General features: G+C 50.8%; 16 protein-coding genes. All 16 read left to right on the plus strand.

The features are described 5' to 3' along the window. Nucleotides 1-8 precede the first annotated feature (8 nt). The 16 genes from fliG to fliP all read left to right on the plus strand — a co-directional run bounded on the left by fliG (nt 9) and on the right by fliP (nt 12,297). Entirely contained in the window at nt 9-1,022 is a 1,014-nt protein-coding gene (gene fliG, locus CHL76_RS03515; protein WP_079476164.1) for a flagellar motor switch protein FliG, read from the plus strand. Next, on the plus strand, nt 1,015-1,758 hold the full coding sequence (fliH, locus tag CHL76_RS03520) for a flagellar assembly protein FliH (protein WP_158219055.1): 744 nt from the start codon (nt 1,015-1,017) through the stop codon (nt 1,756-1,758). The genes fliG and fliH overlap by 8 nt, the downstream gene beginning before the upstream one ends. Continuing rightward, on the plus strand, nt 1,755-3,071 hold the full coding sequence (gene fliI, locus CHL76_RS03525) for a flagellar protein export ATPase FliI (protein ID WP_079476166.1): 1,317 nt from the start codon (nt 1,755-1,757) through the stop codon (nt 3,069-3,071). Before fliH ends, fliI begins: the two co-directional genes overlap by 4 nt. Next, nucleotides 3,071-3,529 (plus strand): flagellar export protein FliJ, encoded by a 459-nt coding sequence (gene fliJ / locus CHL76_RS03530; protein ID WP_079476167.1) that lies wholly within the window; start codon nt 3,071-3,073, stop codon nt 3,527-3,529. Before fliI ends, fliJ begins: the two co-directional genes overlap by 1 nt. Continuing rightward, nucleotides 3,522-4,082 (plus strand): MotE family protein, encoded by a 561-nt coding sequence (locus CHL76_RS03535; protein WP_079476168.1) that lies wholly within the window; start codon nt 3,522-3,524, stop codon nt 4,080-4,082. Before fliJ ends, CHL76_RS03535 begins: the two co-directional genes overlap by 8 nt. A gap of 16 nt (nt 4,083-4,098) precedes the next feature. Beyond that, on the plus strand, nt 4,099-5,889 hold the full coding sequence (locus CHL76_RS03540; protein ID WP_158219056.1) for a flagellar hook-length control protein FliK: 1,791 nt from the start codon (nt 4,099-4,101) through the stop codon (nt 5,887-5,889). Nucleotides 5,890-5,905: 16 nt separating this feature from the next. After that, on the plus strand, nt 5,906-6,379 hold the full coding sequence (locus tag CHL76_RS03545; protein ID WP_094907874.1) for a flagellar hook capping FlgD N-terminal domain-containing protein: 474 nt from the start codon (nt 5,906-5,908) through the stop codon (nt 6,377-6,379). Between the two features lie 18 nt (nt 6,380-6,397). Further along, on the plus strand, nt 6,398-6,778 hold the full coding sequence (locus CHL76_RS03550; RefSeq protein WP_079476171.1) for a TIGR02530 family flagellar biosynthesis protein: 381 nt from the start codon (nt 6,398-6,400) through the stop codon (nt 6,776-6,778). 72 nt (nt 6,779-6,850) lie between these two features. Next, nucleotides 6,851-7,648: a flagellar basal body rod protein FlgG gene (flgG, locus tag CHL76_RS03555; protein ID WP_094907875.1), complete on the plus strand. Its 798-nt coding sequence runs from the start codon at nt 6,851-6,853 to the stop codon at nt 7,646-7,648. Between the two features lie 53 nt (nt 7,649-7,701). Next, nucleotides 7,702-7,911: a flagellar FlbD family protein gene (locus CHL76_RS03560; protein WP_079476173.1), complete on the plus strand. Its 210-nt coding sequence runs from the start codon at nt 7,702-7,704 to the stop codon at nt 7,909-7,911. A gap of 3 nt (nt 7,912-7,914) precedes the next feature. Then, entirely contained in the window at nt 7,915-8,373 is a 459-nt protein-coding gene (gene fliL, locus CHL76_RS03565; protein ID WP_079476174.1) for a flagellar basal body-associated protein FliL, read from the plus strand. 43 nt (nt 8,374-8,416) lie between these two features. Further along, nucleotides 8,417-9,412 (plus strand): flagellar motor switch protein FliM, encoded by a 996-nt coding sequence (gene fliM / locus CHL76_RS03570; protein WP_094907876.1) that lies wholly within the window; start codon nt 8,417-8,419, stop codon nt 9,410-9,412. Then, entirely contained in the window at nt 9,405-10,568 is a 1,164-nt protein-coding gene (gene fliY / locus CHL76_RS03575) for a flagellar motor switch phosphatase FliY (protein ID WP_094907877.1), read from the plus strand. The genes fliM and fliY overlap by 8 nt, the downstream gene beginning before the upstream one ends. A 22-nt stretch (nt 10,569-10,590) precedes the next feature. Beyond that, nucleotides 10,591-10,953, plus strand: a complete 363-nt coding sequence (locus CHL76_RS03580; protein ID WP_079476177.1) for a response regulator — start codon at nt 10,591-10,593, stop codon at nt 10,951-10,953. Nucleotides 10,954-10,975: 22 nt separating this feature from the next. Then, on the plus strand, nt 10,976-11,614 hold the full coding sequence (locus CHL76_RS03585) for a flagellar biosynthetic protein FliO (RefSeq protein ID WP_079476178.1): 639 nt from the start codon (nt 10,976-10,978) through the stop codon (nt 11,612-11,614). After that, nucleotides 11,611-12,297, plus strand: a complete 687-nt coding sequence (gene fliP / locus CHL76_RS03590; RefSeq protein ID WP_022792783.1) for a flagellar type III secretion system pore protein FliP — start codon at nt 11,611-11,613, stop codon at nt 12,295-12,297. Before CHL76_RS03585 ends, fliP begins: the two co-directional genes overlap by 4 nt. The last annotated feature ends 24 nt before the right edge of the window (nt 12,298-12,321 follow it).

The following is a 12,321-nucleotide window of genomic DNA, read 5'->3' on the forward strand; positions in this document are numbered from 1 at the left end:
AGCAGCAATTGCAAAAGAGAAAAGAAACGCTGACGGGAAAGCAAAAAGCGGCTGTGCTGCTGATCTCACTGGGTCCGGACGTTTCAGCCGAAGTATACAAGCATTTGCGCGAGGAAGAAATTGAAAAGCTGACGCTTGAAATTGCCAATGTCCGAAAAGTGGAAAGCTCGAAAAAAGAAGAAGTAATGAATGAATTCCACCAAATAGCCATTGCGCAGGATTACATTTCCCAGGGAGGCATTGGCTACGCTAAAAGCGTTCTTGAAAAAGCGCTCGGGGAAGAGGAAGCAATGCACATGATTAACCGCCTCACATCGTCGCTGCAAGTAAAGCCATTTGACTTCGCCCGCAAAGCTGAGCCGGCCCAGGTGCTGAACTTCATTCAAAACGAGCACCCACAGACGATCGCCCTGGTGCTTTCGTATTTGGAGCCGGGCCAGGCCGGGCAGATTTTGTCAGAGCTTCCTGAAACGCAGCAGACCGATGTGGCCCGGCGTATTGCAAAAATGGACCGGACCTCGCCGGAGATTGTAAGCGAGGTGGAAGCAGTGCTTGAACAGAAGCTTTCCACATCTGTTACCCAGGACTATACCGAGGCAGGCGGCATTGAATCGGTGGTAGAGGTGCTGAACGGAGTGGACCGGAGCACGGAAAAAATCATTCTCGAATCCCTGGAACAGGAAGACCCGGAGCTGGCTGAAGAAATCAAAAAGCGCATGTTCGTATTTGAAGACGTGGTGGCTCTTGATAACCGTTCCATTCAGCGTGTGGTACGGGACGTTAATAATGAAGATCTTCAGCTTGCCCTCAAAGTGGCAAGCGAGCAGGTTAAAGAAGTTGTCTTCCAGAACATGTCCCAGCGGATGGCCGAAACGTTCCAGGAGGAAATGGAATTTATGGGGCCGGTGCGGCTGCGTGATGTAGAGGAAGCTCAGTCGAGAATAGTCGGTATAATCCGGAGACTCGAAGAAACGGGCGAAATTGTGATTGCCCGCGGCGGAGGAGATGATGTCATTGTCTAACGTATTTCGCACTCACGTAAGCGCCGGACACAGAACCATTGCTCCAAAAAAAATTGTGTATCAGGAAGTGCCGCCGCAGGCAGACGAACATCTTCTTCAGCAGCGGCAGGCGGAACAGTTAAAGGATCAGGCCGGCCGGCTGCAGCAGCAGGCCGAGCAGGCCTGGAAAGAAACCCAGGAAAAAATCAGGCAGGAAGAAAACGATTCCCAGGCCCGCATTGCCGCCTGGGCCGAAGAGGCAAAACAACAAGGATACGCGGAAGGGTTTGAGAGCGGAAAACAGGAAGGGCTAGAAGCGTGGCAGCAACAAATTTCCCACGCTGGCCGGATCATAGAATCCGCTGAGCAGGCCTTTCATGAACGCTTGAATGAAGCTGAACCGACAGTAATTGATATAGCCGTGCAGGCACTCGAAAAAATGCTTGGGCCGGAATGGCTGCCGGATGAGCACTGGCGGATGCAGCTTTCGACCGCGGTAAGCGCACTGCGGGAACAGGGTCATATTCGTGTGCTTGTAAGTGCCGGGGAGTACGAAGAGGTACGAATGTATAAAGAAGAGCTGCAGAGTGCGGCAGGGAGCGAACAGAAGGTAACCATTTACCCTGATGCGCAGATGAGACAAAGCCAGTGTGTACTCGAAACAGACTTCGGAAAAATCGACGTTTCCCTGGAGACCCAGCTTCAGGAATTAAAAAAACAGCTGCAGGCTGTTGTTAAAGAAGGTATGCCGGTATGAGGGCAGAGCGTGCAGCAGCCCAGGTCAAACAGATGTCTTTGTACCGGTCCTACGGAAGTGTAGAACGGGTGATTGGCTTAATGGTGGAGTCACGCGGCCCCAAAACAAACGTCGGGGACATCTGTTACATATACGGCGTCGGAAGTGACACCTCCACAGCTGCTGAGGTGGTTGGCTTTCGCCAGGAGTATGTGCTGCTGATGCCGCTGGAGTCATTAAAAAACATCAGCCCGGGCTGCACAGTAGAAGCCACCGGCAAACCGCTGAAGATTAAGGCCGGGGCAGGGCTTATCGGACGTGTATTAAACGGAATGGGAGAACCGATTGATCATCAGGAGCTTCCGGAAGGACTGGTCAGTGTTTCTTCGGAGGCAGCGCCGCCGGCACCGCTTGACCGTCCAAGAATCAAAAATATCATGCCGACCGGTGTGAGAGTAATCGACAGCCTGCTTACGATGGGGGAAGGGCAGCGCATAGGCATTTTTGCCGGAAGCGGTGTTGGCAAAAGCACGCTGCTTTCGATGATCACGCGCTACACGGAAGCCGACATCAACATCATCGCTCTTATCGGGGAGCGCGGTCGTGAAGTGCGCGACTTTATCGAACGCGATCTCGGGGAAGAAGGCATGGCTAAATCAGTACTGGTGGTAGCGACCTCGGACCAGCCCGCTTCCATGCGGATTCAGGGCGCGTATACAGCTACAGCTATCGCAGAATATTTCCGCTCTAAAGGAAAAAAAGTCAATTTCATGATGGATTCCATTACCCGGTTTGCGATGGCCAGAAGGGAAATCGGGCTCGCGATCGGTGAACCCCCGACGACCAAAGGATATCCGCCGTCGGTATTTGCCCTCCTGCCGGGATTGCTTGAACGGACGGGCACAAGCAAAGAAGGTTCAATCACTGCTTTTTATACCGTGCTTGTGGACGGAGATGACATGAATGAACCGATTGCTGATGCCGTACGCGGTATTCTTGACGGCCACTTTGTTCTTGAGCGGTCGCTTGCTAATAAAAATCACTTTCCGGCCATCGATGTGCTTCAAAGCGTGAGCCGGGTAATGTCAGAAATTACAAATGAAACCCATCAGCAGGCAGCTTCCAAAGTGAAGAGCTGGCTTGCGGCGTACCGGGAGGCGGAGGATCTCATACGAATCGGGGCTTACCGTAAAGGCAGCTCCCGGGAGACTGACGAAGCACTGGAAAAATTGCCTGCCGTTGAAGCACTTATCCAGCAGCGGTCGATGGAAGCTTCGACAATGGAGCAGACGCTGAAGAAACTGCAAAACGTAATGGAGGAGGGAGCGTCTTAATGGCCTATCAATTTTCGTTAGAACAGCTGCTGCAGCTGCGGGATCGTGAAAAGGACCAAAAAGTAAAATCTTACAATGAAGCAGTGGACCAGTTTGAGCAGAAAGCCGGCGCCCTGTACGAAATGCTCCGTTCTAAAGAACATGCCGAAGAGGTTAACCGGGAAAAAATGACCAGGGGTGTGACGGTACGGGAGCTTCGCCAGCAGGAAAAGATGCTTCATATGTATGAGCGGGAAGCTGTGGTTCTCGAAGAGGCTGTAAGTAAGGCCAGGTGGATGATGCTGCGTGAGGAAAAAGCGATGCAGGAAGCATGGCGCGAAAACCGGAAGCTTGAGCTGATGAAGGAACAAGAAGAAGCAAAACACACGGAAAAAATAAAGCGAAACGAGCGGGCAGCAATGGACGATACCGCGGTGCAAATGTATCTCCAGAAGCAGACGGTGCAGCATCATGGCTGAAAAAGAAAAGAAAAAGGGCAGTTTTTTTCAATGGTTTTTCATGCTGTTTCTTATCCCGCTCCTTTTCGCCATCGTTCTGTCGGTTGCGGTTATGTCCTTTATGGGCATAAATGTGACGCAGCTTGGCCAGGACGTGGTGAAGTCGGTTGCCGGAAGCGAAGAAAGTGCAGATGACGCCGGTGCTTCCGGCGAAGAACTCGAAGCGAAGGAAGAGGAAATTGTCGAACTGCAGCAGCGGCTTGAGGAACGGGAGCAGGAGCTCCGTAGTGTGGAAGAAGAGCTTGAGGAATTGACGCTTGAAGCAGAAACAAAAGAAAGCGGCGAAGAAGGCGAAGAAGAAAATGGGGGGAGCGCTGGCTCCGCCCAGAAAATTTACGAGGAAATGAAGCCGGCGACAGCGGCAGCGGTACTTGGGCAGCAGGAAACAGAAGTGATTGTCCAACAATTGTATTCCCTGCGGCCGGAGGAACAGGCAGCCATTCTCGAAGAAATGGATGAAGAGCTTGCTGCTTCCGTTGTTTCAGGGATTGAAGGCCTCGATTTGGCACAGTAGAAGAAAGGAGGACGCTATGGAAACAGCAATTACCGGCCGGGCCCCGGCCCAGTTGAGCGGCACGCCTTTGTCCGTGCAGGCAGCAAGCGGTTCATCAGCTTTTGCCGTGTTATTCGCGGGGACAGCTGCGCTTGCGGAAAGAAAGCCGGCAGAGGAAAATGGGCCGGAAAACGCCCTGCCTTCAGCTGAACAAGTAATGGAAGCGATCGAATCGCATCCTGAAGCAATCAATGCCCTGATAAAGAAGCAGCCGGAGCTTGAAGAAGCCTTGATATATATTGCAGAGCTCGTACTTGACGAGCAGGGCGGCGAAACACCGGTGCCGGAGGATGCGCTCGAAGAGATGCCGCCAGAAAAGGACAGCATGCTCACTAAGCTTGCCATTGTCGTAAATTCTCCAAATGCAGAAGCATTGGCAAACAAACACGCGGGAGTAAGCGAAAAGCAGCCTGAAGCCTTAGGGAACACGAAGGAAGAGCGAGCAGTGAAAGCAGCACTGCCGGTACTCGAACAGCTGACAGCCAAGCTCAAGATCCTGCCCCCGGGAGACCAGCAGGCGATACAGATGGAAGCTGAAAAGCTGCAGCAGGCTGTTGGGCAGCTGGTTTCTGAAACTCTGGCGGGAAACGAAAAGGGGCAGGCAGAAGATTCGTTTACGAACCGATTGAATGAGTTGACTGCCCTCCTTTCAAAAGTTTTACCAGAAAACTCTGGAAAAGCCCGCCTTGAAGCTGCTCTTATCGCTGCAGCAGTGGCTGACGAAGCTCCGGTGCAGCCAGATGGAACGAAGGGAAAAATGGAAGGCGTTCGGCCGGAGTGGTCAACGCCTCGGAAGGATATTTCCCGAATAGAAAAGCTGGAGATTTTGTTTCCAGAAAAACCTCCGGAAGTGCAGCAGCTTATTTCATACCTAGAACAGCATTCAGGAGCCGAACGCAGCGCAGGGCCGCATCCCCAGTGGCTGCCGCAGGTGCCTGCCGGGTGGATGAGTCCTCCAGCCGGCCAGGAAGCAAGAGCAGCAACCGGGCTGCAAAGCTTGAAGCAAGATTTGCAGCAGTGGCAGAAATACATCAATGGGCGGGAAGAGCCGGGATCCTGGGTGCCAAAAGCGCTTCAGCCTTCCGGGGAACAGCCTGAAAAGCTGCTGACGGCATTTGTTCACAGTCTCCAAGCGCTGATAAAAAAGCAGCCATCTGTCTCTTTAACAGCAGAAGCGGGTAATAATGAAGCATTCGCAGAGCAGCTCGAACGGATTCTTCAGAGTATCCGCGGCGAAACAGGGAATGCTTCAGCCACTCCAGTACCACCAGCTGGAGTGGGAGAGCCGAGAGCGTCCCAGTTGAATGGGCCGCTTGTAATCCAGCTGCCGCCGGCGTCTGAAGGAAATCAGCGCCAGGCAGAATTTTTAAGGCAGTTCCAGCAGACACTCAGTACGATGAACGCCGCCCAGCTGAAAAACGGAGCTTCCTATACGATCCGCCTTCATCCTGAACATCTGGGCCGGCTCGATGTGAAGCTCACGAAAATTGAAGGGCAGTGGACCGCTCAGCTGGTTACAACCTCCAAAGGAGCGCAGGAGCTTGTGGAAAGCAGCGTGCATCAGCTGAGGCATTCCTTCCTGCAGCAGAACCTGCAAGTGGAGCGCATCGAAGTAGCAGAGCATCCGGATTTCTATAAGGAAGAAGAGCAGAAAGAAGAGCCTGAAGAACAGCGGGAAGCGGTAAATGTGCAGGAAGAGTCTTCAGAAGAGGAAGAACGTTCGTTTGAAGATATTTTACAGCAGCTTTCGGTCAACGAACGCATTTAAAGGAGGTGAACATACGATGAGTGCCATTACAGATAATATGCAGCTAAGTAATACTTCAAACAGTAAAAGCCCATTTGCCGCAGAGAACACCAACGGCAATATGGATAAGGATGATTTTTTGAAGCTGCTGATTACCCAGCTGCAAAACCAGAATCCGCTCGAGCCGATGAACGATACCGAATACGTGTCGCAGATTGCCAACTTCAGTACGCTTGAGCAGATGACGAACATGAACAAATCATTGGAACAGTCGACACAGTTTATGGCGCAGGATGCGCTGATGCAGCTGAGCAGCCTGATTGGCCAGGACGTGACATGGCAGACACTCGTAAACGCTCATACTCCAAACGAGGACGTGCAGACGGGGCGCAATGAAATTAAGTCTGTGAAAAAAGATACTCAGGGAAATGTTATGGTCGAGCTTGACTCGGGACGCTGGATTGATGGCAGGCAGGTGGTGAACATCGGAAAAGAGCAGGCGGAAAGCTGACATGAAGGAAGGAACAGCATGGATTATTCAAAGATACATAACTATTCCAGCATGCCGGTTCCGTCCAATACAGGAAGCGCTCCACGTCCGGAAAAACAACAGGCTGGTTCATTTGCCTCACTGCTGCAGAACGAACTGGCCGGGCCGGAAGTAAAAATCAGCAAGCATGCTGCCAAGCGAATGGAAGAGAGAAACGTCCATATTGATAGCACGGCCTGGGAACAGATGCAGGTAAGACTCGGTGAGGCAGCGGAAAAAGGTGTGAAGGAATCTGTTGTGGTATTCCCGGAAGCGGCACTGGTTGTTAATGCAGAAAATAGGACGATCATTACAGCAATGTCCAAGCAGGAAGCAGCGAATCATACATTTACTAATATTGACGGCGTCATATTCATGTAAAAGGCTTGACCGCAAGGAGGCCTGGGCCCCCGACAGACAGACGGGGCCCGCTTAAATCAAAGGAGGAATACCATGTTACGCTCTATGTATTCAGGAATCGCAGGAATGAAGAACTTTCAGCAGAAATTGGACGTTATCAGCAACAATATCGCAAACGTAAACACCCAGGGGTTCAAAAAAGGACGCCCGACATTTCAGGATATGATGAGCCAGCAGACCGGAGCAGCCGCAGGAGCGGAAGGCAACCGGGGCGGAGTAAACGCAAAACAAATTGGCCTTGGGAGTGAACTTGGAAGTATTGATACGGTTGACACGCAGGGCAGCCTGCAAAACACCGGCCGTGAATTAGATCTTGCAATTTCAGGTTCGGGCTATTTTAAATTGGAAAACCCCCAGGGCGGCGAGAATTTATATACAAGATCGGGTAATTTTTACTTGGATAACGGCGGAAATATTGTTAATGCAGATGGTCATTATTTATTGAACGCAGGGGATGGAAGAATTAATATTGATGCCAATGCGCAGAGCTTTAGCATTGATTCTGCAGGGAACATCAACGTTGTTGGCCAAAATGGAAATACAAATGGAGCGGGTCAAATTGGGCTGGCAACGTTCAACAATCCGGGAGGGCTGGAAAAAGTAGGAGGAAACATCTTCCGGGCTTCTTTAAACTCCGGTGTAGCGAATGATGTTGCTCCAGGTGCAGGCGGCGCGGGAGAAATTGTATCTGGATCCCTGGAAATGTCTAACGTTGACCTCTCCGAGGAATTTACGGAAATGATCACGGCCCAGCGCGGGTTCCAGGCAAATACGCGCGGTATTACGACAGCGGACGAAGTGCTTCAGGAGCTGCTTAACATTAAGCGGTAACTAAGAAATGAAATTGGGGGAGACAGGGGCGGTATGCTGCCCCTCAACTAATTATGATGGAATTAACAAAATTAAACGGACGCCCGTTCGTGCTGAATACTACATTGATTGAACAGGTCGAAGCGGCGCCGGATACTACAATTACGCTGCTGAACGGCAACAAAATTGTCGTCCGGGAAAGCATTAGTGAAGTAATGGACCTGGCCGAACGGTTTTATCGACGGACATGGATACCGGCTAGTCGAAAAGGGGAGAATGCCTGAGCCATGTTAAAAACCAGAGCAGGAAAAATGATGATGATTATGCTTTTGACCCTTGTTCTTATTGCAGGAGCGGCGGCTGCTGTGTATCAATTTCTTGGCTCCTCGTCTGAAAAAGCCGAAGGCAGTGAAGAGAAAAAAACAGAGGAACTAAGCGCCGAAGAGCTGCGGGAGCTCACCTGGGATATGGAAGAAATGACAACCAACCTAAAAGGAAACGACCGCTATATTAAAACGATGTTCAGCCTGCAGGCCGATAATGAAAAAGCCCGAAAAGAGCTGGAACAGCGGGATTACCAGATTAATAATATCATTATCCACGAACTGGCTCAGCTCAGCCCCGAGGATATTGAAGGCTCGGAAGGCACAACAAAAATGGAAGAACGACTTAAGGAAAAAGTAAATGAAGTTATGACAGAGGGCAAAGTACAGCGGGTCTACACGACTGAACGCGTTATTCAATAGCCCAGGAGCAGCCTGAGAGAAGAGAAAGGGAGGTGAAAGCCTCTTGTCAGATGTATTATCACAGCACGAAATAGATGCCCTCCTGTCCGGCTTGTCCACTGGAGAGATGGACGGGGAACAATTGAAAAAAGAAGAAAGTGAACGCAAAGTCCGTTCCTACGATTTTAAACGCGCCCTTCGGTTTTCCAAAGAGCAGCTCCGGGGCCTGTCACGGATACACGAAAACTTTGCAAGAATTCTTACCACGGCACTTTCAGGCCAGCTGCGCTCTTTTGTGGATATTAATGTGGCTTCTGTCGACCAGGTGCCCTACGACGAATTTATTCGTTCGATTCCTAAAATGACACTCCTGAATGTGTTTGAAGCTCCTCCCCTTGAAGGTCGGCTTCTGATGGAGGTCAACCCGCATGTTGGCTACGCCATGCTTGACCGGCTGCTTGGTGGCCAGGGTCAGAGCATGAACAAGGTCGAAAAGCTGACAGAAATTGAAACAAAGCTGTTGAGTTCCTTCATGCAGATGATTCTTGAATCTTTTCAAAACGCCTGGGAATCGGTGCTCAGCATTGAAACCATCGGCTCCGAAATTGAAGTGAACCCGCAGTTTCTGCAGATGGTTTCTCCAAATGAAACCGTGGTAGTCATCTCTTTAACCACCACAATCGGGGAAACGTCCGGGATGATCAATTTATGCCTGCCGCACATGGTGCTTGAAGAGATCCTGCCAAAGCTTACTACCCACTACTGGATGCAGACAAAAGTAAAAGAAAGAAACCAGCAGGAGGTAGAACACCTGAACGAGTGGCTGATGCAGGGAAATGTTTCTTTGCAGGCCATTCTCGGCACTTCCTCTATTACTATTGAGGAGCTATTACATATGGAACGCGGGGACATCTTAATGCTGAAACAGCATATTCATGACCCGCTCGAGGTGCATGTAGGCAGCAGGAAAAAATTCACAGCCCAGCCAGGAAGAAAACGAAGCCATATGGCTGTGCAAATATTAGAAAAGATAGAGGAGGGAGAAGAACAGCATGAGTAGTGACGATATGCTTTCGCAGGACGAAATTAACGAGCTGCTGAAAAACGTTGGCGCAGACGATGATAATGACAGCGGCTTTCCCTCCAGGGAAACACCGGCCGAAGAGATTGCCTCTTCTACTGAGGAAGACGGCCTTGACCACCTCTTATCCACCGAGGAAAAGGATACGCTTGGAGAAATCGGCAACATCAGCTTCAGCAGCGCGGCAACTGCCCTGTCGAGCCTGCTGAACCAGAAAGTGAGCATCACCATACCTGGCGTGAAAGCTGTATCAACCGCAATGGTAGAGAAGTCCTTTCCACGTCCGCATGTAGCGGTAAATGTGAAATACACGGAAGGTTTTGAAGGAACCAATTTGTTTGTGATCAGCATGACGGACGCAAGCATTATCGCCAATCTGATGATGGGCGGCGATGGCAAAGTAGATGAAGCTGATAACATTGATGACATGCAGCAAAGCGCGGTACAGGAAGCAATGAACCAGATGATGGGCTCAGCCTCCACCTCCATGAGCACTATTTTTAATAAACGGGTGGATATTTCTCCTCCGGGCGTCAATATTATGAACCTGGAGCAGGAGGAATCAGCCCGCTACATCCCTGACGAAGATACGCTCGTACAGATCGCCTTCCGCATTCAGATCGGGGAGCTGATGGACTCTTATATTATGCAGCTCATACCGCTTGGATTTGCAAAAAAGATGGTCGAAGAGCTGCTTGGAACAAATAACGCAGAAGCTCCGCCGCAGCAAAAACAGGAGCCTGGCCCGGAGCGGTCCAGACAGCAGGAAGCCCGGCAGCAGACAGAGCGTGCCCAGGGGCCTGCGTCGGCTCCGACAGTAAGTGGAGCCGCTTTCTCCGAGCTCGAGGAGCCGGCCCACAGACATAGCGACGGCGGCGGGAATCTGGATATGCTCATGGATATATCGCTTGACGTGACAGTGGAGCTTGGCAGATCCAGGCAGCCGATCAAGGATATATTGGCCCTGTCCCAGGGGTCGGTGGTTGAGCTTGACAAGCTTGCCGGTGAACCGGTGGACGTGCTTGTAAACCAGAAGCCCGTAGCTAAAGGGGAAGTCGTCGTCATCGATGAAAATTTTGGCGTGCGCATTACAGAAATACTCAGCCCGAGAGAACGGGTGGCTCAACTAAAATAATAATAAACAGGGAGTGGACAGCATGGCTTATTCAGTTTTAGTAGTAGACGACGCCGCGTTCATGCGGATGATGATCAAAGATATTCTGGAAAAGAACGGGTTTAACGTAGTAGGAGAAGCAAAAGACGGAAACGAAGCAGTGGAAAAATTTCAGGAAACGGCTCCGGATCTTGTGACGCTTGACATTACTATGCCTGACAAGGATGGAATCGAAGCGTTAAAGGAAATCAAAGCAGCAGATCCCAATGCCAAAGTAATCATGTGCTCAGCCATGGGCCAGCAGTCCATGGTCATTGATGCGATTCAGGCAGGGGCGAAAGATTTTATCGTAAAGCCGTTTCAGGCAGACCGTGTACTTGAAGCGATCAATAAAACGTTAGGCTGAGGGCCTGCTGCGGAGGAAAAAAATGAATTGGAAATACGCAGTGATTATAGGTGTAATAATGACAGTAATACTTCTGGCGGGCGCAGACACAGCGCTTGCCAGCACTACTGTTAATGAGTCCCTGAATCCGCAGGAAAATCAGGAGGACACGGGTTCTGGCAGTGAAGCTCCGGCAGACGAAGATTCGGTCCCTGCAGCGATGGATAACGGCAGCCTGTGGCTGAATTTTATAAAGATGATTGGAGCACTCGCGGTCGTCCTCGGCCTGCTGTTCTGGCTGCTGAAATTCATCAATAAAAAAACGAGCAGATATCAATCGACCCGCTCGCTGCAAAGCATTGGCGGAATCGGGCTCGGCCAGAATAAATCCATTCAAGTAGTTAAAGTTGGAGACAAAATGCTTGTGATTGGTGTCGGGGATACAATTTCGCTCCTTCAGGAAATTGAGGATAAAGAGGAACAGGAACGGATTACCGCCCAGGAACAAAATACATATGCAGGCGTTCCGTCAGTGATAGATAAGTGGAAAAAACGCGGAAAAAAAGAAGACAGCAGCTCGCCTTTTCACTCGATGCTTGAAGAACGGCTGAAAACAGCACGTGAGGCAAAACATCCGGAGGCGCGGGATAAACGGACGGAAGCGAAGGAGGAACAGCGATGATTATTAGTGCTCTTCCGGCGCTTGATTTCAGCGGACTGCTCGAGGGCGGCGGCGAAGGAGCGGCAACCTCGGTACAGCTAGTGCTGCTGCTTACGGTTTTATCTCTTGCCCCGGGCATTCTGGTGCTGATGACCTGTTTTACCAGAATTGTGGTCGTGCTGAGCTTTGTGCGGATGGGGCTTGCCACGCAGCAGACGCCGCCAAACCAGGTGCTTATCGGCCTTGCTTTATTTTTAACCTTCTTCATCATGGCGCCGACGCTCTCGGAAGTAAACGAGCAGGCGTTCAGCCCGCTGATGGCAGGAGAAATTGACCAGAACGAAGCGCTGACAGAAGCAGTCGGACCGATGAAGGAATTTATGTCCCGGTACACGCGGGAAAAAGACCTGGCGCTGTTTATGGATTACGCGGGCGAAGAGCGGCCGGAGTCGGTCGAAGACATTCCTCTTACATCGCTCGTGCCGGCGTTTGCGATTAGTGAACTGAAAACAGCTTTTCAGATGGGGTTTCTCATTTTTGTGCCTTTTCTTGTTATTGACATGATTGTGGCGAGTGTATTGATGAGCATGGGCATGATGATGCTTCCGCCGGTGATGATCAGTCTGCCGTTTAAAATTTTATTGTTTGTGCTTGTAGATGGATGGTATCTGATTGTGGAGTCGCTGCTCCTCAGCTACACCTAGCCGGGTTAAAGAAAGGAAGAAATG

The organism is Marinococcus halophilus, from assembly GCF_002265875.1.
In the GTDB taxonomy this organism is placed as follows: domain Bacteria; phylum Bacillota; class Bacilli; order Bacillales; family Marinococcaceae; genus Marinococcus; species Marinococcus halophilus.

Coding starts and splice junctions, on each gene's coding strand:
- fliY (WP_094907877.1), top strand. CDS start 9,405: ATGAGTAGTGACGATATGCTTTCGCAGGACGAAATTAACGAGCTGCTG.
- CHL76_RS03540 (WP_158219056.1), top strand. CDS start 4,099: ATGGAAACAGCAATTACCGGCCGGGCCCCGGCCCAGTTGAGCGGCACG.
- fliP (WP_022792783.1), top strand. CDS start 11,611: ATGATTATTAGTGCTCTTCCGGCGCTTGATTTCAGCGGACTGCTCGAG.
- fliI (WP_079476166.1), top strand. CDS start 1,755: ATGAGGGCAGAGCGTGCAGCAGCCCAGGTCAAACAGATGTCTTTGTAC.
- flgG (WP_094907875.1), top strand. CDS start 6,851: ATGTTACGCTCTATGTATTCAGGAATCGCAGGAATGAAGAACTTTCAG.
- CHL76_RS03585 (WP_079476178.1), top strand. CDS start 10,976: ATGAATTGGAAATACGCAGTGATTATAGGTGTAATAATGACAGTAATA.
- fliL (WP_079476174.1), top strand. CDS start 7,915: ATGTTAAAAACCAGAGCAGGAAAAATGATGATGATTATGCTTTTGACC.
- CHL76_RS03535 (WP_079476168.1), top strand. CDS start 3,522: ATGGCTGAAAAAGAAAAGAAAAAGGGCAGTTTTTTTCAATGGTTTTTC.
- CHL76_RS03580 (WP_079476177.1), top strand. CDS start 10,591: ATGGCTTATTCAGTTTTAGTAGTAGACGACGCCGCGTTCATGCGGATG.
- CHL76_RS03550 (WP_079476171.1), top strand. CDS start 6,398: ATGGATTATTCAAAGATACATAACTATTCCAGCATGCCGGTTCCGTCC.
- fliJ (WP_079476167.1), top strand. CDS start 3,071: ATGGCCTATCAATTTTCGTTAGAACAGCTGCTGCAGCTGCGGGATCGT.
- CHL76_RS03560 (WP_079476173.1), top strand. CDS start 7,702: ATGATGGAATTAACAAAATTAAACGGACGCCCGTTCGTGCTGAATACT.
- CHL76_RS03545 (WP_094907874.1), top strand. CDS start 5,906: ATGAGTGCCATTACAGATAATATGCAGCTAAGTAATACTTCAAACAGT.